Origin of the sequence: Bradyrhizobium sp. B039, from assembly GCF_038965675.1 — a bacterium.
GTDB lineage: Bacteria > Pseudomonadota > Alphaproteobacteria > Rhizobiales > Xanthobacteraceae > Bradyrhizobium > Bradyrhizobium diazoefficiens.
Genome location: NZ_CP152416.1, coordinates 2,484,204 through 2,507,402, shown reverse-complemented (window position 1 = coordinate 2,507,402; position 23,199 = coordinate 2,484,204). Strand labels below are relative to the sequence as shown.

At 65.3% G+C, this 23,199-nt stretch carries 22 protein-coding genes; 9 read left to right on the top strand and 13 right to left on the bottom strand.

The window, feature by feature from the left end:
* The first annotated feature begins 5 nt into the window (after positions 1 to 5).
* Together AAFG50_RS11925 and AAFG50_RS11920 are read left to right on the top strand one after the other, a co-directional pair.
* A complete protein-coding gene (locus AAFG50_RS11925; protein ID WP_028175350.1) occupies positions 6 to 1,016 on the top strand; it encodes an ABC transporter substrate-binding protein in 1,011 nt (336 codons plus the stop codon).
* Positions 1,017 to 1,051: 35 nt separating this feature from the next.
* Complete coding sequence (locus AAFG50_RS11920) at positions 1,052 to 2,356, top strand: FAD-dependent oxidoreductase (RefSeq protein WP_028175351.1); 1,305 nt, start codon at positions 1,052 to 1,054, stop codon at positions 2,354 to 2,356.
* Positions 2,357 to 2,430: 74 nt separating this feature from the next.
* On the opposite strand, the gene AAFG50_RS11915 is transcribed toward AAFG50_RS11920, so the two are convergent.
* The 4 genes from AAFG50_RS11915 to fabI form a co-directional block, all read right to left on the bottom strand.
* Complete coding sequence (locus AAFG50_RS11915; protein ID WP_028175352.1) at positions 2,431 to 3,621, bottom strand: adenylate/guanylate cyclase domain-containing protein; 1,191 nt, start codon at positions 3,619 to 3,621, stop codon at positions 2,431 to 2,433.
* A gap of 80 nt (positions 3,622 to 3,701) precedes the next feature.
* Complete coding sequence (gene aroC, locus AAFG50_RS11910; RefSeq protein ID WP_011085417.1) at positions 3,702 to 4,790, bottom strand: chorismate synthase; 1,089 nt, start codon at positions 4,788 to 4,790, stop codon at positions 3,702 to 3,704.
* 178 nt (positions 4,791 to 4,968) lie between these two features.
* On the bottom strand, positions 4,969 to 5,568 hold the full coding sequence (locus AAFG50_RS11905; RefSeq protein ID WP_011085416.1) for a histidine phosphatase family protein: 600 nt from the start codon (positions 5,566 to 5,568) through the stop codon (positions 4,969 to 4,971).
* Positions 5,569 to 5,580: 12 nt separating this feature from the next.
* Positions 5,581 to 6,396, bottom strand: a complete 816-nt coding sequence (gene fabI / locus AAFG50_RS11900) for an enoyl-ACP reductase FabI (protein WP_011085415.1) — start codon at positions 6,394 to 6,396, stop codon at positions 5,581 to 5,583.
* Positions 6,397 to 6,568: 172 nt separating this feature from the next.
* On the opposite strand from fabI, the gene AAFG50_RS11895 reads away from it, so the two are divergent.
* Both AAFG50_RS11895 and AAFG50_RS11890 read left to right on the top strand, forming a co-directional pair.
* A complete protein-coding gene (locus AAFG50_RS11895) occupies positions 6,569 to 7,057 on the top strand; it encodes a sigma-70 family RNA polymerase sigma factor (RefSeq protein WP_011085414.1) in 489 nt (162 codons plus the stop codon).
* Positions 7,058 to 7,163: 106 nt separating this feature from the next.
* Entirely contained in the window at positions 7,164 to 7,934 is a 771-nt protein-coding gene (locus AAFG50_RS11890) for an anti-sigma factor (RefSeq protein WP_011085413.1), read from the top strand.
* A 326-nt stretch (positions 7,935 to 8,260) separates the two neighbouring features.
* Here AAFG50_RS11890 and AAFG50_RS11885 read toward each other — a convergent pair whose 3' ends face one another.
* Positions 8,261 to 9,223, bottom strand: a complete 963-nt coding sequence (locus AAFG50_RS11885; RefSeq protein ID WP_011085412.1) for a J domain-containing protein — start codon at positions 9,221 to 9,223, stop codon at positions 8,261 to 8,263.
* 110 nt (positions 9,224 to 9,333) lie between these two features.
* Positions 9,334 to 9,741, bottom strand: coding sequence for an RT0821/Lpp0805 family surface protein (locus tag AAFG50_RS11880; RefSeq protein WP_028175353.1), 408 nt, complete (start codon positions 9,739 to 9,741; stop codon positions 9,334 to 9,336).
* 113 nt (positions 9,742 to 9,854) lie between these two features.
* Here AAFG50_RS11880 and pdxH point away from each other — a divergent pair, with 113 nt between their 5' ends.
* Together pdxH and AAFG50_RS11870 are read left to right on the top strand one after the other, a co-directional pair.
* Positions 9,855 to 10,496 (top strand): pyridoxamine 5'-phosphate oxidase, encoded by a 642-nt coding sequence (gene pdxH, locus AAFG50_RS11875; RefSeq protein WP_011085410.1) that lies wholly within the window; start codon positions 9,855 to 9,857, stop codon positions 10,494 to 10,496.
* A 21-nt stretch (positions 10,497 to 10,517) separates the two neighbouring features.
* Positions 10,518 to 11,270 carry an SDR family oxidoreductase gene (locus tag AAFG50_RS11870; RefSeq protein ID WP_011085409.1) on the top strand — a complete coding sequence of 251 codons (753 nt, stop codon included), beginning with the start codon at positions 10,518 to 10,520 and terminating at the stop codon, positions 11,268 to 11,270.
* Positions 11,271 to 11,452: 182 nt separating this feature from the next.
* On the opposite strand, the gene AAFG50_RS11865 is transcribed toward AAFG50_RS11870, so the two are convergent.
* Together AAFG50_RS11865 and AAFG50_RS11860 are read right to left on the bottom strand one after the other, a co-directional pair.
* On the bottom strand, positions 11,453 to 11,671 hold the full coding sequence (locus AAFG50_RS11865; RefSeq protein ID WP_074077209.1) for a hypothetical protein: 219 nt from the start codon (positions 11,669 to 11,671) through the stop codon (positions 11,453 to 11,455).
* A gap of 185 nt (positions 11,672 to 11,856) precedes the next feature.
* Complete coding sequence (locus AAFG50_RS11860; RefSeq protein ID WP_011085408.1) at positions 11,857 to 12,834, bottom strand: magnesium transporter CorA family protein; 978 nt, start codon at positions 12,832 to 12,834, stop codon at positions 11,857 to 11,859.
* Positions 12,835 to 13,171: 337 nt separating this feature from the next.
* Here AAFG50_RS11860 and AAFG50_RS11855 point away from each other — a divergent pair, with 337 nt between their 5' ends.
* Entirely contained in the window at positions 13,172 to 13,858 is a 687-nt protein-coding gene (locus AAFG50_RS11855; protein ID WP_011085407.1) for a L,D-transpeptidase, read from the top strand.
* 38 nt (positions 13,859 to 13,896) lie between these two features.
* On the opposite strand, the gene AAFG50_RS11850 is transcribed toward AAFG50_RS11855, so the two are convergent.
* Complete coding sequence (locus AAFG50_RS11850) at positions 13,897 to 14,976, bottom strand: extensin family protein (protein ID WP_011085406.1); 1,080 nt, start codon at positions 14,974 to 14,976, stop codon at positions 13,897 to 13,899.
* 65 nt (positions 14,977 to 15,041) lie between these two features.
* Here AAFG50_RS11850 and AAFG50_RS11845 point away from each other — a divergent pair, with 65 nt between their 5' ends.
* Both AAFG50_RS11845 and AAFG50_RS11840 read left to right on the top strand, forming a co-directional pair.
* Positions 15,042 to 16,670, top strand: coding sequence for a fatty-acid--CoA ligase (locus tag AAFG50_RS11845; RefSeq protein ID WP_011085405.1), 1,629 nt, complete (start codon positions 15,042 to 15,044; stop codon positions 16,668 to 16,670).
* Between the two features lie 205 nt (positions 16,671 to 16,875).
* Positions 16,876 to 17,730 carry a DUF1499 domain-containing protein gene (locus AAFG50_RS11840; RefSeq protein ID WP_011085404.1) on the top strand — a complete coding sequence of 285 codons (855 nt, stop codon included), beginning with the start codon at positions 16,876 to 16,878 and terminating at the stop codon, positions 17,728 to 17,730.
* A 7-nt stretch (positions 17,731 to 17,737) separates the two neighbouring features.
* On the opposite strand, the gene AAFG50_RS11835 is transcribed toward AAFG50_RS11840, so the two are convergent.
* From AAFG50_RS11835 to AAFG50_RS11820, 4 genes are all read right to left on the bottom strand, one after another.
* The gene (locus tag AAFG50_RS11835; protein WP_028175354.1) at positions 17,738 to 18,661 is read right to left on the bottom strand and encodes an MBL fold metallo-hydrolase; all 924 of its coding nucleotides are present in this window, start codon (positions 18,659 to 18,661) and stop codon (positions 17,738 to 17,740) included.
* A 189-nt stretch (positions 18,662 to 18,850) separates the two neighbouring features.
* Positions 18,851 to 20,065: an acyl-CoA dehydrogenase family protein gene (locus AAFG50_RS11830; protein WP_011085402.1), complete on the bottom strand. Its 1,215-nt coding sequence runs from the start codon at positions 20,063 to 20,065 to the stop codon at positions 18,851 to 18,853.
* A gap of 132 nt (positions 20,066 to 20,197) precedes the next feature.
* Entirely contained in the window at positions 20,198 to 21,274 is a 1,077-nt protein-coding gene (gene ribB / locus AAFG50_RS11825) for a 3,4-dihydroxy-2-butanone-4-phosphate synthase (RefSeq protein ID WP_011085401.1), read from the bottom strand.
* 176 nt (positions 21,275 to 21,450) lie between these two features.
* A complete protein-coding gene (locus tag AAFG50_RS11820; RefSeq protein WP_028175355.1) occupies positions 21,451 to 23,181 on the bottom strand; it encodes a cation:proton antiporter in 1,731 nt (576 codons plus the stop codon).
* Positions 23,182 to 23,199: the final 18 nt, after the last annotated feature.

The window sequence follows — 23,199 nt, the reverse complement described above, 5'->3', positions numbered from 1 at the left end:
GCTTCGTGACAAGAGGCCGACTGGTCCTGACGCTGGTGGCGATCGCCTTCTTCACCACCGGCATGGCGCAAGCGGGCGAAAGGGTCCGCATCGGGCTGTTGAAGCTCTCCTCGGCAGCCCCGTTGTTCCTCGCCAAGGAGCGCGGCTATTTCGAGCAGGAAGGGATCGAGGCTGATCTGAAATTCTTCGATGCCGCCGTGCCGATCGCGGTAGCCAGCGTGTCCGGCGATATCGACATCGGTTTCACCGGCTTCACGGCCGCTTTCTACAACCTCGCGGGCAAGGGCGGACTGAAGGTGGTTGCCGGCACGGCGCGCGAGGCACCCGGCTTCCAGAACACGGCCTACGTCGCCTCCAAGCGCGCTTATGATTCGGGCCTGAAGACGCTGAAGGACTTGCCCGGCCATTCCGTCGGCATCACGCAAGTCGGCTCCACTTTCCATTATTCGCTCGGCCTGATCGCCGACAAGCTGAAATTCGACGTGACCTCCGTCCGGGTCGTTCCGCTGCAGTCGCTGCCGAATGTCGCCGCGGCCATCAAGGGCGGCCAGCTCGACGCGGCGCTCACCGCCACGACCACGATCAGCCCGGTGGTCGCCTCCGGCGACGCGATCGTGCTCGGCTTCGTCGGCGACGAGACGCCCTGGATGCTCGGCTGCGTCGTGGCTTCGACCGCGACGATCGAGAAGAACCGCAAGCTGGTCGAGAAGGTGCTGGCCGTCTACCGCCGCGGCGCCGACGACTATGCGCGCGTGCTGTTGCAACGCGATGCGGACGGCAAATTCGTCCGCAGCGAGGAAGGTGACGCGATGCTTGCGATCATCTCCAAATACACCGAGCAGAAGGTCGAGCAGCTCCGCATCGGGCTGTCGGTCGTCGATCCCGCGCTCGACAGCGCCGACATCGCCCGTCAGATCGCTTGGTTCAAGCGCCAGAAGATGATCGAACCCGATATCGATGCCGAGAAGATCATCGACAAATCCTTCGTCCCGGACCGGCCGACGGCGTCGAAATGACTGACGACAACGACAACAAGAACACGGAGCTACCCATGAGCGCGAGCGAAGTCACCGCGGGCACCAAGATCGTCCGGCGTGCCGCGAACCAAAAGCCCTCGCGCGTCGTCGCCGACATCTGCGTGGTCGGCTCGGGTGCTGCCGGCATGTCGGCGGCGATCGAGGGCGCGCGTGCCGGACGCAAGGTGGTGCTGGTCGACAGCCTGCCCGCGCTCGGCGGCCAGGCGGTCAACTCCATCATCGGCACCTTCTGCGGCCTGTTCTCGAACGGCAGCGACGGTTACCAGTTCACCCACGGTATCGCCGACGATCTCCTTGGCGACCTCGGTGCGCAGGAGAACGCGCTGTTCTACCGCCGCGGGCCGCACACCACCGTCGTCTACTACGACGAGGTCGCGCTCGGACGCTGGGTCGAGAAGGCAATGCTTGCGGCCGGCGTCACCGTGATCGTCGGCGCCGTCATGCGCAACGTCCGCGTCGCCGGTCGGCGCGTGACCGGGATCGATCTCTCCACCCGCTACGGTGACGTCGAGGTCGAGGCGAACGGCTTCGTCGACGCCTCCGGCGACGCCGCGCTGGTGTGGCAGGCGGGCTTTGCCTGCCGCGAGCCGGACGACGGCCCGATCTACGGCACGCAAATGCTGATCGTCGAGAATATCGACGAGAGCAAGGTGCCGAGCCGGGAGGAATTGCCGGCGCGCATGCGAGAGAAGGCCGGCGACTACGGCCTGTTGCGGCGCGAGGGCCTGTCCTTCGTCATTCCCGGGCGCGGCGTTGCCGCCATGAACATGACCCATGTCGAGACGCCACTGGAGCCGCTAGAGGCGAGCCGCAAGGGCATCGAGGGCAAGGACCAGGCCGATCGCGCCTTCGCCTTCCTCAGGAACGAATTCCCCGCCTGCTTCGGCAAGGCGCGCATCCGCGCCTATGGCCTTCCCGGGATCCGCCAGACGCGCTGGATCGTCGGCCGCCAGCAATTGTCGGTCGACGACGTCCGCGCCGGCACCAAATTCGAAGACGCGATCGGCCGCACGGCGTGGCCGATCGAACTGCACGACCACGGCTCCGGCCATCACTGGCACATCTTCGACAAGGACCACGTCCACTATGTGCCGTTCGGCAGCCTGACGCCGCAGGAAGCCGACAACATCGTCGCCGCCGGCCGCTGCATCGATGCCGACAAGGCCGCACTCTCCAGCGTTCGGGTGATGGGCCCCTGCATGGCGATGGGCGCCGCCGCTGCGCACGCGCTCGACCTCGCCGGCAGCGGCAGCGTGCATCAGATCGACATCGATGCGCTGAAGTGGCGCGTGCGCGACAACCTGGAGCGGACGGACTGAGGCGCGCAGCGGCCAGGAGCGGTGGCCGCAGCTCTCTGCTCAGCCGACCGGCGCGATCGTCGGTCTGAACGCCCTTAGGCCATCACCACCGGCGTCTCTTCGGTCAGCCCATACACACGCTGCGCCTTCGAAAACCCCGCGATCGGAAATTCGCCGAGCGCGCGCCAGTCGTGGCGGCAGGCGTTCGCGAAAACCTCCGAGACCACGACGGTGCGGCCGAGCCGGCCGGCGATCTTCTCCAGCCGCGCCGCGAGATTGACGGCAGGGCCGATGCAGGTGAAGTCGAGCCGGTTGCCGCCGCCGATATTGCCGTAGAGGATGTGGCCGACATGCAGCGCGACGCCGAAGCGGAAGCGCTCGACGACGTCGCCGACCGGAAAGGCGAGCGCCTCGACGCTGGCGCGGGATTCGCGCGCGGCTTCCAGCACGCGCGAACAGACATGGGCGGCATCGCCGACATATTCGTCGATCGGAAACACCGCGAGCAGGCCGTCGCCCATGAACTTCAGCACCTCGCCGCCATGGCCCCGGATTGCGGTGACCTGGCAGTCGAAATACTGATTGAGGATCTCGACCACGGTCTCGGCCGGCAGCCGGTCCGACAACGCGGTGAAGCCGCGCAAGTCAGAGAGCCAGATGGCCGCCTGCATGGTGTCGTTGTGGCCACGGCGGATCTGGCCGCCGAGGATGCGCGCGCCGGCGCGGTTACCGACATAGGTGTCGAGCAGCATCTCGGCGGTACGGCGCAGGCTGACGATCTCGCTGACGCGCGCGAGCGGCGCCATCATGGCCCGGATCGCCGCGACGTCGTCGTCGCTGAATCCGCTGGGGTGACGCGTGGTCCAGCTCGTTGCGTGGATCGAGCCGTCGAGATACGGCATCGGCATCGCGAGGTAGTCGGTCACGCCTTCGGCGCGCATGTCGTCGAGGAACGGAAACCGCTTGCTGTCGGGGTCGTCCATCCGTCCCCGGACCTCCAGCCCCTCCTCGAACACGATCCGCAGCGGGCTGCGTGCGAATTCAGGCGTGTCCAGGATCTCGAAATCGACAGTGCCGATCTCGACCTCCTGGCCTTCCCGCCAGATGAAGTTGCGGCCGAAGATTTCGGGATGCAGCGTACGGATGAAGATGCCGAACCGCCACAGCGGCAGGCCAGCTGCGACCAGATGCTCGCAAACGTCGGCGATCATCTCGGCCGGGGTCCCGGACGACCTCGCGCCGTCGATCAGCCAGTTGGTGATGCGCTGGAGCTCGGAGTTTTGCATGTCCGCATTTGCGGACGAAGTTCTGGGGACGTCAAGCTGCGCGGTGGGCTGGTACCGCGACACTAACGCCTCACCCCGCTCTAGCGTCCCACCTGCCCGCGGTCTCGGATGAAGTGATCCGCCAGCACGCAGGCCATCATGGCTTCGCCGACGGGGACGGCACGGATGCCGACGCAGGGGTCGTGGCGGCCCTTGGTCATGATCTCGGTGTCGGCGCCCTGGCGATCGACGGTGAGGCGAGGCTGGAGGATCGACGAGGTCGGCTTCACCGCGAAGCGCACCACCACCGGCTGCCCCGTGGAGATGCCGCCCAGCACGCCGCCGGCGTGGTTGGACAGGAAGCGCGTGCCGTCATTGCCGGTGCGCATCTCGTCGGCGTTCTCTTCGCCGGTCAGCTCGGCCGCGCCGAACCCGGCGCCGATCTCGACGCCCTTCACCGCATTGATGGTCATCATCGCGCCCGCCAGATCGGAATCGAGCTTGGCGTAGATCGGCGCACCGAGGCCCGCCGGCACGCCTTCGGCGACGATCTCGAGCACCGCACCGATCGAGGAGCCGCTCTTGCGGATGCCGTCGAGATAGGTTTCGAAGAACGCAGCCTTGTCCTTGTCCGGACAGAAAAACGGATTCCTGGCGACCTCGTCCCAGTCCCACTTCTCGCGGTCGATCTTGTGCGGGCCCATCTGCACCAGGGCGCCGCGCACCTTGACGTCGGGCAGCACCTTTCGCGCGATGGCACCGGCGGCAACGCGCGTCGCGGTCTCGCGCGCCGAGGAGCGGCCGCCGCCGCGATAGTCGCGCAGGCCGTACTTGGCCTCATAGGTGAAGTCGGCATGACCGGGCCGGAACTTGTCCTTGATCTCGGAATAGTCCTTGGAGCGCTGGTCGGTGTTCTCGATCAGGAGCCCGATCGGCGTGCCCGTCGTCACCTGCACGCCGGTCTCCGGATGCGCCATCACGCCGGACAGGATCTTCACCTGATCCGGCTCCTGGCGCTGGGTGGTGAAGCGCGACTGGCCGGGCCGGCGGCGGTCGAGATCGCCCTGGATGTCCGCCTCGGTGAGCGGGATCATGGGCGGGCAGCCATCGACCACGCAGCCGATCGCCACCCCGTGGCTCTCGCCGAAGGTCGTGACGCGGAACATGTGGCCGAAGGTGTTGAAGGACATTGGTGCTCGCTCGGTTCCGGCGTGTGGTAACGCGCGGGGGGCCGGGGGTCAAACCCGCACACTCCCTGTCATTCCGGGATGGTCCGAAGGACCAGACCCGGAATCTCGAGATTCTCAGGTGCGCAAGGGCGCACCGGGTTCGGTGCTGCGCATCGCCCCGGAATGACGAAAACTTGGCTTAACTAAACTTCTCCAGCCGCCCGTCCCGGAACACGTAGACGGCGCCCTGCTCGATATAGAGCTCGGCGGCGCTGGCCGGCGTCTCCAGGCCAAGCGAAACCATCAGGGCCCGGCAGGTCCCGCCATGGGCGACCGCGACGGTGTCGGTCCGGAGCTGATCGTACCAGGCCCGCACGCGGACCTGTACATCGGCGTAGGTCTCCCCGCCTACGGGGCCCACCGTCCATTTGTCGGCAAGGCGCCTGGCATAGATTTCGGGATCGGTCGCCTCGCTCTCGGCCAGCGTCAGCCCTTCCCAGACGCCGTAGCCGATCTCGCGCAGGCGATCGTCGAGCGAATAGTCGGCCACGGGCAATTCGAGCATGCCGCGCGCAAGTTCCATGGTCATGCGCGCGCGGCCGAGCGGACTCGACACATAGGGCAGCGCCGCCTTGTCGCGGCCGTCGCGCTTGAACAGATCGGCGAGAATGCCGCCGGCCTGCACGGCCTGGCTGCGGCCGCGCGCGTTCAGCGGAACGTCCCTGGTGCCCTGGAGCCGCCCGAGCGCATTCCACTCGGTCTCGCCATGGCGAAGATAGTAGATCGTGGGCACGGGCATTCCAGCTAAAGGCTAGTCCTTGCCACCGAGCGAGATATCCGGCGCGTCCGGGCGCTTCATACCGAGCACGTGGTAACCGGAATCGACGTGATGCACCTCGCCGGTGACGCCGCGCGAGAGGTCGGAGAGGAAATACAGCGCGCTGCCGCCGACGTCCTCGGTGGAGACGTTGCGCCGCAACGGCGCGTTGTGCTCGTTCCACTTCAGGATATAGCGGAAGTCGCCGATGCCGGAGGCCGCGAGCGTCTTGATCGGCCCGGCCGAGATCGCGTTGACGCGGATGTTCTTCTCGCCGAGGTCGGCCGCGAGATAGCGCACGCTCGCCTCCAGCGCCGCCTTCGCGACGCCCATCACGTTGTAATGCGGCATCCACTTCTCCGCGCCGTAATAGGAGAGCGTGATGAGCGAACCGCCGTCGGTCATCAGCTTCTCGGCGCGCTGTGCCACGGCGGTGAACGAGTAGCAGGAAATCAGCATCGACTTGGAGAAGTTCTCCTGCGTGGTGTCGACGTAGCGGCCGTCGAGCTGCTCGCCATAGGCGATCGCGTGCACCAGGAAGTCGATCTTGCCCCACTTCTCCTTCAGCACCGCGAAGGCGGCGTCGATTGTCGCAGCGTCGGTGACGTCGCAATGGCCGAGCACGAGTCCGCCGATCTCGGCGGCGAGCGGCTCGACGCGCTTCTTCAGCGCATCGCCCTGATAGGTGAAGGCGAGCTCGGCGCCCGCTGCGTGGCATGCCTTGGCGATACCCCAGGCGATCGAGCGGTTGTTGGCAACGCCGAGGACCACCCCGCGCTTGCCTTGCATCAGACCTGAATTCTGCGCCATTTTTGAACGTCCCGTCGAGCTCTCGTTGAGGTTTGGAGGTACACCAGCCCTCCTTCGCGGTACAGTCCTAATACGCGGCGTTAACGCTGTTTCGAGCGCCGGAATAGCCGTTCCGTTCGGGTGTTATGATGAGTAAGGCGCTTGCGCCGAACACCAGGACGTCAAGGCGGCAATGAGCGCGTTTCGCCAAAGTGTGGAAGCCATGATCCCGGCGTTGCGACGCTACGCCCGCGCGCTCACGCGCGATGCGGATGCGGCCGACGATCTGGTGCAGGATACGTTGGTGCGCGCGCTGCGTTCGGAGCGCCTGTTTCTCGGAGGCGACGTCAGGAGCTGGCTCTATACGATCCTGACCAACCTCAACAAGAACCGGCGACGCTCGCTGGCAAGGCGGCCGCAATTCATGCAGCTGACGGAGAACAACCCGGACGCCAGCGGGACCGAAGCCGAGGGGCGCGACATCGAGAAGGCGCTGGCAACGCTGGTCGAGGAGCAGCGCTCGGTGCTGCTTTTGGTGATGCTGGAGGGCATGAGCTACCGCGAGGTCGCCGACATCCAGGGCGTGCCGATCGGCACCGTGATGTCGCGCCTGGCACGCGCCCGCGCCCACGTTAAAGCCTCGCTGGAGGGTGAGCGCCCGGCGCTCAGGCGGGTGAAATGATGGCAGGGTTGATGCAACGCGTTGGGTCCGTCCGCAGCCTACCGACAAAGCGAGCGAAGTTGAGTCACGAAGGATATTTTGGGCCGCAGAGCCAGAGACGATCGATATGAACGACCGCAATATTCCGATCACCGAAGACGAGTTGCACGCCTATGTCGATGGCGAGCTGCCGGCCGAGCGCCGCGCCGACGTCGAGGCCTGGCTTGCCGCCCATCCTGACGATGCCGAGCGGGTGCAGTCCTGGCGCGACATGGCCGAGATGCTGCACGCCCGCTACGATTCCGTCGCCCAGGAGCCGGTGCCGGTACGGCTGGAGCTCGAACGGCTGGAGCGCCGCCCCCGGCAATGGCTCTATGGCGCCGCCGCGGCTGTGCTGGTTGCCTTCGTCGCCGGCGGCACCGCCGGCTGGATCGCGCATGGCGCCGCCAACTCCCCCTCGACCTTCCAGAGTTTTACGGCCGACGCACTCGACGCCCACCGCCTCTATGTCGTCGAGGTCCGCCACCCCGTCGAGGTCGGCGGCAACGAGCGTGACCATCTCCAGGCCTGGCTGACCCGGCGCTGCGGCTGGACCGTGTTCGCGCCGAACCTGGAGGCGAGCGGGTTGAAGCTGGTCGGCGGCCGGCTCCTGCCAGGGCCGAACGGTCCGGCGTCGTTCCTGATGTATGAGGGCGCCTCGGGCGAGCGGTACACGATTTACACCGCCAAGACCGAGAATGGTGCAACGCAGATGCGGTACGCCAAGACGGACAAGGACGGCGCGCTGTTCTGGGCGGAGCGCGGGGTCGGCTACGTCGTCAGCGGCGGCGGCGATCGCGACCGGCTGACCAAGGTGGCGCAGGCCGTGTACGACCAGGCAGAGAAAAACGGCACCTAGACAACCGCGCAAGCGCGGTGCCTCGATTCCGTCATTGAAAATTTGGAATCAAGACATCGGCGCGTCTCATTATCGCACCGGATGATCACGCGAAAATGAGCAGCGTTCGATCCGCCGATCGACGCGGGCGGCCTCGATTGGGGTTTTTGGTACCGCGCTGGTCCCCCTCTCGAGGCCGCACCTTTTTATCGGCTGCCCCGCCGGACAGCCGACACGTCGAGCATATGAGCCGAGAAGCGCTATCGCGCCTCAGGCATATGACGAGCATCATCTGCAAGAGAGGATGCTGTAGACCTTAGGAAAACCCCTTCAGTTCCGACCGCGCCCTAACCAAGCCCGCTACGTGGATTGTAGGGGTGTTGGTCCCGCCACTTCTCCATCAATGCTTCAAGCTCGGCGTCGTTCCCGTCCGGTAGCATAATCCTGACAGTGACGAAGAGATCCCCGGTTCCGCCAGCTTTCGGCAGGCCCTTGCCCTTCAGCCGGAAGGTGCGGCCGCTGGAAGTGTTCTTCGGGACCGAGAGTTCGACCGCATTCCCAAGGGTCGGCACGCGGACCTTGCCGCCGAGCACCGCCTCGTAGAGCGTGACCGGCAGGTCGATCCTGAGATCCGCGCCCTCGACCTTGAAATACGGGTGCGGCGCGATGCCGATGGTGATCAGAAGATCGCCCGGCGGATGGCCCTGGGCGCTCTCGCCCTGCCCGCGCAGCCGGATCTGCTGCCCCTCGGTGACGCCGGCCGGAATCTTGACGTTGAGCTCCTTGCCCGTCGGCAGGCGGACGCGCTTCTCGCCGCCCTTGACCGACTCCTCCAGCGAGACGGACATGGCGACATTCACGTCGAGATCGAGCCCGATCCCACCGGTGTCGAATTCGAACTGCCCGGCGCCGCCGGCCCCCGGCCGCGCGCCGCGCACCCCGCCGCCGAACATGCTGTTGAGGATGTCCTCGAACGCGCCGCCGCCCTGACCCGGGCCGCCGCCGGAGCGGAACGTATAGCTCTCGAACCCGCCGGGACCCGCGCGGCCGCGCGGCCCGCCGCCGCCCGGAAAGCCCTGGAAGCGCGGCTTGCCGTCGGCGTCGATCTCGCCGCGGTCGAACTGCTTGCGCTTGTCCTCGTCGCCGAGGATCTCGTTGGCCGAATTGAGTTCGGCGAAACGCTCGGCGGCCTTCGGGTCGTCCTTGTTGCTGTCGGGATGGTGCTTCTTGGCAAGCTTGCGATAGGCGCTCTTGATCGCGGCAGCATTGGCGCTCCGCGGCACCCCCAAGACCTCATAGGGGTCGCGCATCCGTCACGTCTCCTTCAAAGAAATCGAATTGTTCAAAGGGCTCCCCGCCCCACCTGCGAACCATGTGGGGAGAGAGTGGCATTTTTGCAACTAGGATTGCCGGCCGAATCCTAGCTCCGCCACGGCTTTAGCGTATGAATCTCCCAACGGCCACGGCTGCTTTGGCAGCCGGCGCCCTGGAGCCAGCTTTCGGTATTGCCGTTGACGTAGCTGGCGAGGAAGTCGCGGCACCTGCGGCCATCCTCGGCGGCATAGGATTGCGCGATCGGCGTCACCGAGCCGCGCGCCCCGGTCACCGGATTCTCCCAGTGCTGGCTGGAATCCTTGTCGCCCTTGCTCAGCACGTCGGAGGCGGCGTTGCGGGCGAAGGCAAGATCGGTCTCGGTCGGTGCTGCGTCCTTCGCCGGCCGCGCGATCGAGCCGGTGAGGTCGCTGTCGTCGGCCTTGGCATAGGCGCTGGTGTCGTTGCGCGAAAAGCTGCAGCCGCCGGCGCCGAAGCCGATCAGGACCATCGTCATGACAAGGCCGGACGGCCGGATCGCCGATAGGCCAACGCGTCCCCATGCCCTATATAGGGCGGTAGCGGACAACAACGCGTTTTGGGCCGCGGAACGCAACTCGGACTCCAGACATGACCGACACGACCTCGATGAAACACCAGACACCCTTAACATCCGGTGATTTCACCGCCGCCGACGAGCCTTTTGCGCTGTTCGAGACCTGGCTGAACGAGGCGATCAAGAGCGAGCCGAACGATCCGAATGCCATGGCGCTCGCAACCGTCGACCCGGACGGCTTGCCTGACGTGCGCATGGTGCTGATGAAGGGCTTCGATACCGAGGGTTTTGTCTTCTACAGCCACATCGCGAGCCAGAAGGGCCGTGAACTCGCCGCAAATCCTAAGGCAGCGTTACTTTTTCACTGGAAGTCGCTGCGCCGTCAGGTCCGCATCCGCGGCAACGTGACGCCGGTGACTGACGCCGAGGCCGACGCCTATTTCGCCACCCGCCCCAAGCAGGCGCAGATCGGCGCCTGGGCGAGCAAGCAGTCCGAGGCGCTGGAGAGCCGCTTCGCCTTCGAACAGGCAATCGCAAAAGTCGCGGCCAAATACATCATCGGCGAGGTGCCACGGCCGCCGGGCTGGAGCGGCTGGCGCATCACACCGGTCCGCATCGAGTTCTGGCACGATCGCCCATTCCGTCTGCACGACCGCATCGAATTTCGTCGTGACGCCGCCGGCCAGAAGTGGTCCAAGACGCGGATGTACCCTTAGGCCCCGACCTGAAAGACCTTCATGCCGCATTCGTCAAACGCACCGCGACGCACGCTGCTCCTGACCGGAGCGAGCCGCGGTATCGGCCATGCCACCGTGATCCGCTTCTCCTCGGCGGGCTGGCGCGTCATCACCTGCTCGCGGCATCCCTTCCCGGAGGACTGCCCCTGGGATGCGGGCCCTGAGGACCACATCCAGGTCGACCTCGCCGACCCCAAGGACACGACCCGCGCGATTTCCGAAATCCGCAACCGCCTCGAGGGCGGCATGCTTCATGCGCTGGTCAACAACGCCGCGATCTCGCCGAAGGGCCCGGGCGGCTCCCGGCTCGGTTCGGTCGACACCGACCTCGATACCTGGACGCATGTCTTCCACGTCAACTTCTTCGCGCCGATCATGATGGCGCGCGGACTGATCGAGGAGCTGAAGGCGGCCAGAGGCTCGGTCGTGAACGTCACCTCGATCGCGGGCTCGCGCGTGCATCCCTTCGCAGGCGCAGCCTACGCCACCTCCAAGGCCGCGCTTGCATCCCTGACGCGCGAGATGGCCTCGGACTTCGGCCGCGTCGGCGTCCGCGTCAACGCGATCGCACCGGGCGAGATCGACACCTCGATCCTGTCGCCCGGCACCGAGAAGATCGTGGAGCAGCAGATCCCGATGCACCGGCTCGGCACGCCCGACGAGGTCGCCAAGATCGTCTATGTCCTGTGCACGGACACCTCGTCCTACGTCAACGGCGCCGAGATCCACATCAACGGCGGCCAGCACGTCTAGACCATCCTTTAGCGGTCGTCATTGCGAGCGCAGCGAAGCAATCCAGGCCACCTCCACGGAGACGGTCTGGATTGCTTCGTCGCTTCGCTTCTCGCAATGACGGAATTGGAAACAGTGCCTAGGGAAGCAGGCGATCCAGACAAAGCCGCCGCAAGACCTGGATCGCCCTTACCTTCCGTTGCTCAATCGAGTCGAATCCGACGTGACCTCTCGCGCGGCCTTGGCGTGGCCGTGCTGAATGCAGTCGAGCAGTCGTCGTCGTTCTCACCATCGAGCAGCGGAGCACCACAGTGCCGGCACATGCGTGCCGACATCGACGACGCCTTGCCGTTCGCCAGGGCCTGACGATAGTTCGCCAGATCGATGACGTTCCGGGGCGACGTTATGTGTTTTTCAACCATGGCTGTTCCTCGCGGCTACGCACTACTTATCGCAGACAAGTTTCGCGCAAACGTTCAGCTCACCGCTCAAATTTTACCGGAGGAATTGGGGCGGCAGCCACGCATCACCGCGACGCCGCAATCCCGCTCTATTCTGCGACACCAACCACCGTGTCTCGACTAACGGCGTAAGGTCTCGGTAGGTATCAGAGCCACTTCTTGAGCTTGAAGATCCAGTACGGGACGATGGCCGCGATCAGCATCAGCACCAGTGCCATCGGGTAGCCGTGCGCCCATTCGAGTTCCGGCATCGACTTGAAGTTCATGCCGTAGATCGAGGCGATCAGCGTCGGCGGCATCAGGACAACAGCCATGACCGAAAACAGCTTGATGATGTTGTTCTGCTCGAGATTGACGACGCCGAGCATGGCGTCGAGCACGAAGGTAATCTTGCTGGAGAGATAGGAGGCGTGGTCGGTCAGCGAGGAGACGTCGCGCTGCATGGTCTTGAGCTGCTCGCGCATGTCCTTGGACCATTTCACGCCCTCAACCACCGCCGAGAGGAAGGCGACGACGCGGCCGATCGAGACCAGGCTCTCGCGAACCTTGGAGGTCAGATCGCCCTTGCGGCCGATCGAGATCAGGATCTGGGAATATTGCTTGGCGTGGCCATGGCGCTCGCTCTCGGGCTCGAAGATGTCGTGCGAAACCTGGTCGATCTCGGCGCCGCAGCGCTCCAGAATGTCGGCGCAGCGGTCGATCACGGCGTCCAGCAGTTCCATCAGCACCATCTCGCCGGTGATCGCCGGCGTGCACGAGCGGCCCAGCTTGGCCTCGACCAGGGCGAACGGCTTCGGCAGGTCGTAGCGCACCGTCACCAGGCGGTGGTCGCCGAGGATGAAGGTCACCGCCGTGGTCCGGGGCATGTCGGTATCGGAGTGGCACATCAGCGTCGCGGTCATGTAGCGCGCGCCGTTCTCGATATAGAGGCGGCTGGAGATCTCGATCTCCTGCATGTCTTCCCGGGTCGGGATGGCGATGCCCGCAAGCCGCTCCACCGCCTTGTCCTCGGCCGCACTCGGACTGAAGAGGTCGATCCAGACCGCATTCTCCGGCAGCGCCGTGAGATCCTCGATGACGGCCTTCTTGAGGGAGGACTCGGAGGGAACAAACACCGAAAACATGAACAACTCCAGAGAACCTGCGACAGAATGACAGCCTTTAGCGCGATTCTGACAAGTTCATCATGACAAGCACATTAACGGAGCGTTTGCATTTGTGGCGACGCCGTGGCCCAACCGTGACACAGAATCGACAATCCGGCACGCTTTGCCCCAAAACCCGCGTAAACCTGAAAAACTTGCGGCAAAAAAGCCACAGCTGAGGTCTCGCAGCGCGGGAAAAGGCCTTGAGTGCTGGAATTGTGGCAGATTTCAACGATAATGGGATTAACGGAGTCGAGGAAGTTGGGCGCTAAGCTCAGGCTTTCCCGCGCGGTATTGTTTTGATTGGAACCAAATCATGTCGTCGCTGAAAGTTAAGTTAGGGATTTTGGCCGCTGGCCTGATGCTGTCGGGCTGCATGCAGGCCACGCATTTCGAAGCGACCGACACCAAGGCCTTCAAGCCGAAGGACAAGGAACTGCTCGCCAAGGTCCGGTACGAAAACACCCCGGTCGCAGAGCCGTTCCGCCGCGCCATCGTCGAATATCACCGCAAAGAATCGCCCGGCTCGATCGTGGTCGATTCCGACAACCACTACCTCTATTACGTGCTGGATGGCGGCAAGGCGATCCGTTACGGCATCACCGTCGGCGAAGAAGCCATGGCCTGGTCGGGCATCGCCAAGGTCGGCAGCATGACCGAGTGGCCGGCCTGGCATCCGACCCCGGGCGAGATTTCGCGCCTGGGCGTGCCGACCTATGTTGCGCCCGGTCCGGACAATCCGATGGGCTCCCGCGCGATGTATCTCTACTCGGGCGGCAAGGACACGCTGTTCCGCATCCACGGCACCAACCAGCCGGAATATATCGGCGCCTCGATCTCGTCGGGCTGCATCCGTCTGACCAACGAGGACGCGATCGACCTCTATGGCCGCGTCAAGGTCGGCACCATCGTGGTGGTGCTCGAGCCGAAGCACGGCGACTCGCCCTACAATTCGCGCCTGGCGCTCGGCGCCGGCGGAACTGGCCAGGCGGGCAGCTACTGATCGCCTCTCCCGATCTCCGACATTCAAAAGCGCCGGTTTTACCGGCGCTTTTTTGTTGCCGGCTTGGACGGCTGGACCTTGTCGGCCGCCGGCTTGTCCGCAGGCGCGGGGGATTTCTCCGCCGCCTCGTCACCAGCCCCATCCTTTGCCTCAGGCTTGGACGCGACCTCGCGCGGCGGCGCCTCCTCGGGCCGTTCCGCCGGCAGCAGCGGCGCGATCTGCGGCAGGGGATCCCAGACGTTCCACTGGCAGATCCGATAGTCGTTGCGCCGCTGCGCCAGGTCGAGATGGATATGGTCCTCGTGGTACCAGTCCGAGCCAGGGCCGAGCACGGTGGAAAAGCGCGCGCACACCGAATGCAGCACACGCTCGCGCACGTCACGCGACATGGTGCGATCGGTGAGGCCAATCGACTGCCCGTTGGCGAGCTTGACGGCGCGGACGTCGAGGGCGTTGGCCTTGCCGTGCTCGGACAGCAACGCTCCAACGATGCGATTGCGGCCGCGGCACTCGAAGCTATCGAAATTGTCGAGATCGCTGATGGTCGAGCCGAGACTGGTAGCGAGCGGCACCATGTCCTTGCGCACCCAGTCGGCTATCGCAGACGCCATGGTGCAGCGAAGGATCGCCGCCGGCTTGACCGCCACCTTGCGCTTGTCCGGCAGCACGATGGCCTCCAGCCGCACCAGATCCTCGCCACCGCAGCCGCCGGGGCCGCGGATATCGGGGATGGAGGGTGCAATTGCGATCTCCTCGGTCAGCGCGAGCCGGCAGGCCGAGACCTGCTTCTCGGGCAGCGGCGGCGCCTCGGCCGGCTTGTCGGGGGAAGGCTTGTCCGGGGAAGGCTTGCCGTCGGCCTCCGGTGCGGCCCCGTCCGGTGCTTTGGGGGCCTCCGCGGGGCGAGGTTTCGGTAGCGGGATCTTGGCGGAATGAACCTTCGCGCGCGGCCGTGGTGTACCAAAGCCAAAGATATCGAGCGGCGCAGCATATTTTCGCGCCTCCGCCCGATCCGCGAGCCCAAGCGTCAGCCCCAGCGCGACGGTAACCATTGCCGCGCCGGCGGACATATAGCCGCGACAAGACCATTTGCGGCGAAAGTCCGGCAGGCTAAAACTCATGACAATTCTTTGGCCCAACGCTGAGAGCGATAACGCGTCCAGCGACTTCTCGGAGGAACGTCGGAATGCTTGGTTTGATGCAAGACTGGCCCCTGCTCTGCCACCGGATCATCGAACACGCCGCCAGGATTCATGGCAAGCAGGAGGTCGTCACGCGATCGATCGAGGGACCGATCCATCGCACCACCTACGCCGAGATCCACAAGCGGGCGCTCAAGGTCTCGCAGATGCTGGAGCGCGACGGCATCAAGCTCGGCGACCGCGTCGCAACGATCGCCTGGAACACCTGGCGCCATCTCGAAGCGTGGTACGGCATCATGGGGATCGGCGCCATCTGCCATACCGTCAATCCCCGCCTTTTCCCCGAGCAGATCGCCTGGATCATCAACCATGCGCAGGACCGCATCGTGATGACCGACATCACCTTCGTTCCGATCCTGGAGAAGATCGCCGACAAGCTGCCCAGCGTGGAGCGCTACGTCGTGCTGACCGACAAGGCGCATATGCCCGAGACCACGCTGAAGAATGCGGTGGCCTACGAGGACTGGATTGCGCAGGCCGACGGCAAATTCAAATGGAAGGACTTTGACGAGAACACGGCGGCGGCGATGTGCTACACGTCAGGCACAACGGGCGATCCGAAGGGTGTGCTGTATTCGCATCGCTCCAACGTGCTGCACGCGCTGATGGCGAACAACGTCGATGCGCTCGGCACCAGCGCCTCCGAGACGATGCTGCCGGTGGTGCCGCTGTTCCACGCCAACAGCTGGGGTATCGCCTTCTCCGCGCCCTCGCAGGGCACCAAGCTGGTGATGCCCGGCGCCAAGCTCGACGGCGCTTCGGTCTATGAATTGCTCTCGACCGAGAAGGTGACGCACACCGCCGGCGTGCCCACGGTGTGGCTGATGCTGCTCCAGCACATGACCGCCAACAATCTGAAGCTGCCGCACCTGAAGATGGTGATCTGCGGCGGCTCGGCGATGCCGCGCTCGATGATCAAGGCCTTCCTCGACATGGGCTCGAACGTCCGCCACGCCTGGGGCATGACCGAGATGAGCCCGATCGGCAGCGTCGCGGCGCTGAAGCCGCCGTTCCAGAACGCGACCGGCGATGCGCGACTCGATGTGCTCCAGATGCAGGGCTACGCGCCCTTCGCAGTCGAGATGAAGATCACCGACGACGCCGGCAAGGAGCTGCCCTGGGACGGCAAGACTTTCGGCCGCCTCAAGGTCTCCGGCCCCGCCGTCGCCAAGGCCTATTATCGGCTCGATGCCAACATCCTCGACGAGGACGGCTTCTTCGACACCGGCGACGTCTCGACCATCGACGAGGACGGCTACATGCGGATCACCGACCGCTCCAAGGACGTGATCAAGTCCGGCGGCGAGTGGATCTCCTCAATCGACCTCGAAAACCTCGCGGTCGGCCATCCGGCCGTGGCGGAGGCCGCCGTGATCGGCGTCTTCCACCCCAAATGGGACGAGCGGCCGCTACTGATCGTGCAGCTCAAGCAGGGCCAGCAGGCCAGCCGTGAGGACATCCTGAAGTACATGGACGGCAAGATCGCCAAATGGTGGATGCCCGACGACGTCGCCTTCGTCGAGGGCATCCCGCACACCGCCACGGGCAAGATCCTGAAGACCGCGCTGCGCGACCAGTTCAAGGATTACCGCTTCCCGAACGCGGCGGCGTAGGACTTACACGTCATTCCGGGGCGATGCCAACGGCATCGACCCCGGAATCTCGAGATTCCGGGGTCGCCCTTCGGGCGCCCCGGAATGACGGGCAGTAGCAACCCGGTCTCCCTTGAATTTGCCGCCGGGGCGTGGTCTCAACGCCTCCTATCGTCGCGCCAGATCGGCGCGGCACCGCCTCCAAAACCCCGGCAGAGCTCACCCGATGGCCCGCAGGTTTTCCGCTCCCTACCAATCGGAGCCCGTGTCCAGCCTCGCCAGCTGGGCGCGCAATCTGGCCGTGTTCGCGGTGGTGGCGGTGGCGGTGTCGATCCTCGTCGTCCGGTTCGGCTTTCTGGAGCCGAAGCCGGCGCTCGCCACCTTCTTCGGCGGCCTCGCCATCGCCGCGCTCTCGATCCTGTTCGGCCTCGCCGGCTTCGCCGCGATCTGGCAGAACGGCTCGCGCGGCATGGCGCGCATCCTGCTCGCCTTCCTGATCGACGGCATGATCCTCGCCTACCCGGCCTATCTCGGCCTGCAATACCGCAAGCTGCCGGCGATCCACGACGTCACGACCGACCCGATCGACCCGCCCCGCTTCGACGCGCTGGCGCGCCTGCGCACCGGTGAAGGCGCCAATACCGCGGTTTATGCCGGCCTCTATTCGGCCGAGCAGCAGCGCCATTTCTATCCCGATATCGAGCCGATCGAACTCGAGATCCCGGTCGACCGCGCCTATGCGATCGCACTCCAGATCGTCAACAAGCGCAAATGGCTCGTCATCGACGAGCGAGCGCCGCAGCCGCCGCGCCGCATCGGACGCATCGAGGCGGTGGCGCGCACGCCGATCATGGGTTTGCGCGAGGACATTTCCATCAGGGTCGTGCCCGACGGCGACGATTCCCGCGTCGATATCCGCTCCGCCTCGCGCTATTTCGAGAGCGACCTCGGCAGCAACGCCGCCCGCGTCACAAAATTCATCGACGATCTCAACACCGCCGCCGATGCGGACGCGCTGAAGCCGGTGAAGAAGACCCCGGTGACGCCGCCGAAGGCACCGGCGAAGACGGTGAAGAAGTGACGGTGAGCTAGGCTCCCGCCATCCGGTATGTCCCGCCAATCACGGGATCGCCATCCGTCGCCACCACGCCGCGGGCGACCAGATCTTCCAGATGCGCCAGCACGGAATAGCCCGCGGCCGTCGTCAGCCTGGGATCGATGCCGATATAGATCGCGCGCACCATGGTCGGGATGTCGGCCTCGCCCTTGGCGAGACGATGCAGGATAGAGGCTTCGCGCGCCTTGCGGTGGCGGATCAGGAAACGCACGAAACGCGGACCATCCGGTATCTCGGGGCCATGGCCTGAGAAATAGAGATCCTCCTCGCGGGCGGCCAAGCAATCGAGCGATTCCATGTAGTCGATCATCGACCCGTCGGGCGGCGCAACGATCGAGGTCGACCATCCCATCACGTGGTCACCGACGAAGTTGAATTTTCGCTCGGGCCAGGCGAAGGCGAGATGGTTGGCGGTATGACCCGGCGTCGCCACCGCCTCGAGGCGCCAGCCCGCGCCCTCGACGACGTCGCCATGGGCGATCCTGATATCGGGCGCGAAATCGCGATCGACGCCGGATTCCGGATTGTGCTTCTCGCTCTCGAAGCGCGGGCGCGAGGCGCGGTGCGGGCCCTCGGCATAAACAGGCGCGCCGGTCGCCTGCTTGATCCGCGCGGTGTTCGGCGAATGGTCGCGGTGGGTGTGGGTGACGAAGATGTGGCTCACCGTCTCGCCGCGCACGGCATCGAGCAGCGCAGCCGCATGCGCCGCATCATCAGGACCGGGATCGATGATCGCGACGTTGCCCGTGCCGACGATGTAGCTGACTGTACCGCTGAAGGTGAACGGGCTCGGATTGTTGCAGAGCACGCGCCGCACGCCGGGGCGGACTTCCTCGACGATTCCGGCTTTGAGTGGAAAGTTGCGGTTGAACGGGACGTCGTCGTTGTCGGACATGGGACTTCCTGTGCACTGCTGCCCCACCCCTCGCCGTCATACCCCGCGAAAGCGGGGTATCCAGTACGCCGTAGCGTTCGTGGCGAAGGCGAGGTCTCCGGGATACTGGATCGTCCGCTCTAGTGCGCAATTGCGCACAGGGCGGACGATGACAGCCGAGCAAAACAACGGCCACGGAATACGTGGCGACTAGAAAAACGCCTGAATGCCCGTGATGGCGCGGCCCAGGATCAGGGCGTGGACGTCGTGCGTGCCCTCGTAGGTATTGACCGTCTCGAGGTTATGGACGTGGCGCATCACGTGGTACTCGATCGAGATGCCGTTGCCGCCGTGCATGTCGCGCGCGACGCGGGCGATGTCGAGCGCCTTGCCGCAATTGTTGCGCTTCATGATCGAGATCATCTCGGGGGCGAACTTGCCCTCGTCCATCAGGCGGCCGACGCGAAGCGAGCCCTGGAGGCCGAGCGCGATCTCGGTCTCCATGTCGGCGAGCTTCTTCTGGACGAGCTGTGTCGCGGCCAGCGGCTTGCCGAACTGCTTGCGGTCGAGCGTGTACTGGCGGGCGCGGTGCATGCAGTCCTCGGCCGCACCCAGCGCGCCCCAGGAAATGCCGTAGCGGGCGCGGTTGAGGCAGCCGAACGGGCCCTTGAGGCCGGAGACGTTGGGCAGCAGCGCGTCTTCCGGAACCACGACACCGTCCATCACGACTTCGCCGGTGATGGAGGCGCGCAAGCTGAGCTTGCCGCCGATCTTCGGCGCGGAGAGGCCCTTCATGCCCTTCTCCAGCACGAAGCCCCGGATCTGGTTGTCATGCGCGGCCGACTTGGCCCAGACCACGAACACGTCGGCGATCGGCGCGTTCGAGATCCACATCTTGCTGCCGGTCAGGCGGTAGCCGTCCGAGACCTTCTCGGCGCGGGTCTTCATCCCGGCCGGATCGGAGCCGGCATCGGGCTCGGTCAGGCCGAAGCAGCCGACCCACTCGCCGCTGGCGAGCTTCGGCAGGTACTTCTTGCGCTGGTTCTCGTCGCCATAGGCGTAGATCGGGTACATCACCAGCGAGGACTGCACCGAGTTCATCGAACGATAGCCGGAATCGACCCGCTCGATCTCTCGCGCGACCAGGCCGTAGGCGACGTAGCTCGCATTGGCGCAGCCATATTCCTCGGGCAGCGTGATGCCGATCAGGCCGAGTTCGCCCATCTCGTTGAAGATCTCGCGATCCGTCGTCTCTTCGAGATAGGCCTTGGTGATGCGCGGCAGCAGCTTGTCCTGGGCGTAGGCGCGCGCGGTGTCGCGCACCATGCGCTCGTCTTCGGTAAGCTGCTCGTCGAGCAGGAACGGATCGTCCCACTGGAAAGAAGCCGCAGCCGGCTTGTCCTTGGTCTGAGGGCGCACGCTCATGAAACGTCCTTTCGCGTCTGGTTCCGTCAACAATTGCCCGACAAAGTAAAGCGCCGCGGCAACAAGTTCAATTGCATCCTGGTTTCGGTCATTCCGGGCTCGCGCAACGGCGCGCGCCCGGAAACGACGTCGTCAGATTTCGAGCAGCTCGTTGGCGACGATCTCGATGCCGAAGCCCGACAGGCCCTTGTAGTCGTGCACCGAGGAGGTGAGATGCCGGATCGAGGTGACGCCGAGATCGCGCAGGATCTGCGCGCCGACGCCGATCTCGCGCCACTGGCGGTTGCGGTCGGCCTCCGTCGACGTCTCGTCGGGCAGCGGAGCCACCGGCACGCCGGCAGCGCCGTCGCGCAAGTAAACCAGCACGCCACGGCCGGACCTCTCGAAATGCTCGAGCACGGCCGCCATGCGCTTGTGCCCGGTGAAGATGTCCTTGACGATGTTCGGCTTGTGGAAGCGCGTCAGCACGTTCTTGCCGTCGCCGACGCCGTTGTAGACGAAGGCGACGTGGGCGATGGAATCGAACGGCGAACGATAGGCATAGCCCTGCAAGGGGCCGATCGGGCTGTCGGTGACGAAGGTCGAGACCCGCTCGATCAGCTTCTCGCGCACCTGGCGGTAGGCGATCATGTCCGCGATGGTGACGTGCTTGAGCTTGTGCTGGGCGGCGAAGCGGGCGACCTGCTCGCCCTTCATCACGCTGCCGTCGTCGTTCATCAGCTCACTGATGACGCCGACCGGCGGCAGGCCGGAGAGCTTGCAGAGGTCGACGGCGGCCTCGGTATGGCCGGAGCGCAGCAGCACGCCGCCGTCCTTGGCGATCAGCGGGAAGATGTGGCCGGGCCGGGCGAAATCGTTGGCGCCGACATTGGGATTGGACAGCGCGCGGCAGCACGAGGCGCGCTCCTCGGCGGAGATGCCGGTGCCGCCGTCGGGCTTGTAGTCGATCGAGACCGTGAACGCGGTGGTATGCGCGGAATCGTTGTGGGCGACCATGGGATCGAGCCGCAGGCGGCGCGCGTCCTCCGTGGTCACGGGCGCGCAGACGATGCCGGAGGTGTGGCGGATGATGAACGCCATCTTCTCGGCGGTGCAGAGCGAGGCCGCGACGATCAGATCGCCCTCGCCCTCGCGGTCCTCATCGTCGGTGACGACGACGAGCTCGCCCCTGGCAAAGGCCTGCAAGACTTCCTGGACGGTATCGGGCATTTCCCAATCTCTATCGGTTATGGGCCGGAGGCTTAGCCGGACTTGGCCCCAAGCGCTAGTGTCCTGGACGCAACCGCATATGCCAGATGGCCGTCAGGGCGGCGGGTCTCAGGCTTGCACCGAAGATACCAGGGATATAGGCGCACAAACCCCGGAAGGAAGACGGCCGGACGCCGTCAGGGCAGCACCTCTCTCCGCTCGCCGAGCCGCAGGTCGAGCTCGGCGCGCTTATCCGCGAGCAGGCCGGCCTGGGCGGCCTCGATCACGGTAAACAGCTCGTGGGCGTCGCTGAGTCGGGTCACGGTGACGTAACTGGCACCGGCCTCGTAGAGCTCGCCGACATCCGACAAAAGATCGGCCGTAGCCACGATCATGGCGGTCGGGTTGAGGGCGCGGACGTGGCGGACCAGCTTCTCGTTGCTGGCGCCCTTGAGAAGCGCATCCGGCACGCTGAGGATGATCATCTCGGACTTGCCGACGCCGGCATGGAGCAGCGTGTCCGCGCTGCTGATGTCGCCATAGATCACGTGCAGGCCGCGTGAAAGCAGGGTCTGGTACACATTGGGGTTGAAATCGACCACCGTGATCTGCTCGAGCAACACCGGCGCCTGCCGTTCGATCTCGGCCAGCAGCGCGCTCGCCGCGCGGAAAAAGCCCAGGATGACGATGCGGCGAGCCTCGCCATGGCCGCCCTCGTGGCCCTCCTCGGCATGGCCATTGCCGTGATCGAGATCGCGCAGGCCGATCCGCTTCAACGGGCCGATCGCCCAGCGGGCGATCTCGTCGCTGCGCGTCATCACGAAGGTCGAGAGCACGGCCAGCACCACGAAGGCGAAGGAGGCCGCGTTCGCCGTCTCGGCTGCGATGTGGTTGTCGGTGACGCCGGTCTGGATCACGACCAGCGAGAACTCGGAGATCTGCGCGAGGTTCAGGGCCGGCAACAGGCTGGCACGCAGCCCCTGCTTCATCAGGTAGAGCGGCGTGAAGGTCGTGACGAGCCGGCTCACCACCGTGAACGCCGCGATCATCAAGGCAAGCCCGATCACGGAGAGGCCGGGCACGGGAATGGTCATGCCGAGCGCGACGAAGAACAGCGTGATGAAGAAGTCGCGCAGCGTGGTGACCTTGGCGGTGACGTCGAGCGCATAGGGAAAGGTCGAGAGCGAGACGCCGGCGATCAGGGCGCCCATCTCGCGCGACAGCGACAGCCGCTCCGCGGTCTCGGCCACGAGGAAGCACCAGGCGAGCGCGCCGAGCAGGATCAGTTCGGGCCGGCGGGCGATCTGGTGGAACAGGCGCGGCAGCACATAGCGGCTGACCAGCAGCGCGGCGGCGACCAGCACCGCGACGCGGCCGATCGAGAGCAGGATGACGCTCACTTGCAGATTGGCAAGACTCGGCTGCACCGCCAGGAACAGGATGGCGAAGATGTCCTGGAGCACCAGCACGCCGAGCGTGATGCGGCCGGGCAGCGTGTCGAGCTCGCGCTTCTCGTAGAGCACCTTGACGATGATGACGGTGCTCGACAGCGCGCAGGCGATACAGAGATAGACCGCATCGAAATGCCCGCCGCCGAGCGACAGGCCGATGCCGGCGAAAAACAGGACCCCGAGCAGGCAGCCGCCGAGCAGCTGGCCGCCCGCCGCGAACAGGATCACCTTTCCCGCCCGCACGATCTTCTTCAGGTCGATCTCCAGCCCGATCATGAACAGCATGAAGATCAGGCCAAGCTCGGAGATGACGCTGATCGATTCCTGCGATTTGACCCAGCCGGCGCCGAATGGACCTATGCAGAAGCCGGCGATAAGGTAGGCCAGGATCAGCGGTTGCCGGGAGAAATGGGCGAGCAGGCCCAGCATCCAGGCAAACAGGATACAGAGAGTGATGTCGCGAATAAGCTCATGCATGCCAAATTGGTCCGTTTT

What these genes read in the sequence shown, in the direction of transcription:
- ribB (WP_011085401.1), bottom strand. Translation starts at nt 21,274, where the DNA reads ATGCCCGATACCGTCCAGGAAGTCTTGCAGGCCTTTGCCAGGGGCGAG.
- pdxH (WP_011085410.1), top strand. Translation starts at nt 9,855, where the DNA reads ATGACCGACACGACCTCGATGAAACACCAGACACCCTTAACATCCGGT.
- AAFG50_RS11880 (WP_028175353.1), bottom strand. Translation starts at nt 9,741, where the DNA reads ATGACGATGGTCCTGATCGGCTTCGGCGCCGGCGGCTGCAGCTTTTCG.
- AAFG50_RS11830 (WP_011085402.1), bottom strand. Translation starts at nt 20,065, where the DNA reads ATGAGCGTGCGCCCTCAGACCAAGGACAAGCCGGCTGCGGCTTCTTTC.
- AAFG50_RS11890 (WP_011085413.1), top strand. Translation starts at nt 7,164, where the DNA reads ATGAACGACCGCAATATTCCGATCACCGAAGACGAGTTGCACGCCTAT.
- aroC (WP_011085417.1), bottom strand. Translation starts at nt 4,790, where the DNA reads ATGTCCTTCAACACCTTCGGCCACATGTTCCGCGTCACGACCTTCGGC.
- AAFG50_RS11895 (WP_011085414.1), top strand. Translation starts at nt 6,569, where the DNA reads ATGAGCGCGTTTCGCCAAAGTGTGGAAGCCATGATCCCGGCGTTGCGA.
- AAFG50_RS11885 (WP_011085412.1), bottom strand. Translation starts at nt 9,223, where the DNA reads ATGCGCGACCCCTATGAGGTCTTGGGGGTGCCGCGGAGCGCCAATGCT.
- AAFG50_RS11850 (WP_011085406.1), bottom strand. Translation starts at nt 14,976, where the DNA reads ATGAGTTTTAGCCTGCCGGACTTTCGCCGCAAATGGTCTTGTCGCGGC.
- AAFG50_RS11915 (WP_028175352.1), bottom strand. Translation starts at nt 3,621, where the DNA reads ATGCAAAACTCCGAGCTCCAGCGCATCACCAACTGGCTGATCGACGGC.
- AAFG50_RS11920 (WP_028175351.1), top strand. Translation starts at nt 1,052, where the DNA reads ATGAGCGCGAGCGAAGTCACCGCGGGCACCAAGATCGTCCGGCGTGCC.
- AAFG50_RS11845 (WP_011085405.1), top strand. Translation starts at nt 15,042, where the DNA reads ATGCTTGGTTTGATGCAAGACTGGCCCCTGCTCTGCCACCGGATCATC.
- AAFG50_RS11870 (WP_011085409.1), top strand. Translation starts at nt 10,518, where the DNA reads ATGCCGCATTCGTCAAACGCACCGCGACGCACGCTGCTCCTGACCGGA.
- AAFG50_RS11855 (WP_011085407.1), top strand. Translation starts at nt 13,172, where the DNA reads ATGTCGTCGCTGAAAGTTAAGTTAGGGATTTTGGCCGCTGGCCTGATG.
- AAFG50_RS11835 (WP_028175354.1), bottom strand. Translation starts at nt 18,661, where the DNA reads ATGTCCGACAACGACGACGTCCCGTTCAACCGCAACTTTCCACTCAAA.
- AAFG50_RS11865 (WP_074077209.1), bottom strand. Translation starts at nt 11,671, where the DNA reads ATGGTTGAAAAACACATAACGTCGCCCCGGAACGTCATCGATCTGGCG.
- AAFG50_RS11860 (WP_011085408.1), bottom strand. Translation starts at nt 12,834, where the DNA reads ATGTTTTCGGTGTTTGTTCCCTCCGAGTCCTCCCTCAAGAAGGCCGTC.
- fabI (WP_011085415.1), bottom strand. Translation starts at nt 6,396, where the DNA reads ATGGCGCAGAATTCAGGTCTGATGCAAGGCAAGCGCGGGGTGGTCCTC.
- AAFG50_RS11840 (WP_011085404.1), top strand. Translation starts at nt 16,876, where the DNA reads ATGGCCCGCAGGTTTTCCGCTCCCTACCAATCGGAGCCCGTGTCCAGC.
- AAFG50_RS11820 (WP_028175355.1), bottom strand. Translation starts at nt 23,181, where the DNA reads ATGCATGAGCTTATTCGCGACATCACTCTCTGTATCCTGTTTGCCTGG.
- AAFG50_RS11905 (WP_011085416.1), bottom strand. Translation starts at nt 5,568, where the DNA reads ATGCCCGTGCCCACGATCTACTATCTTCGCCATGGCGAGACCGAGTGG.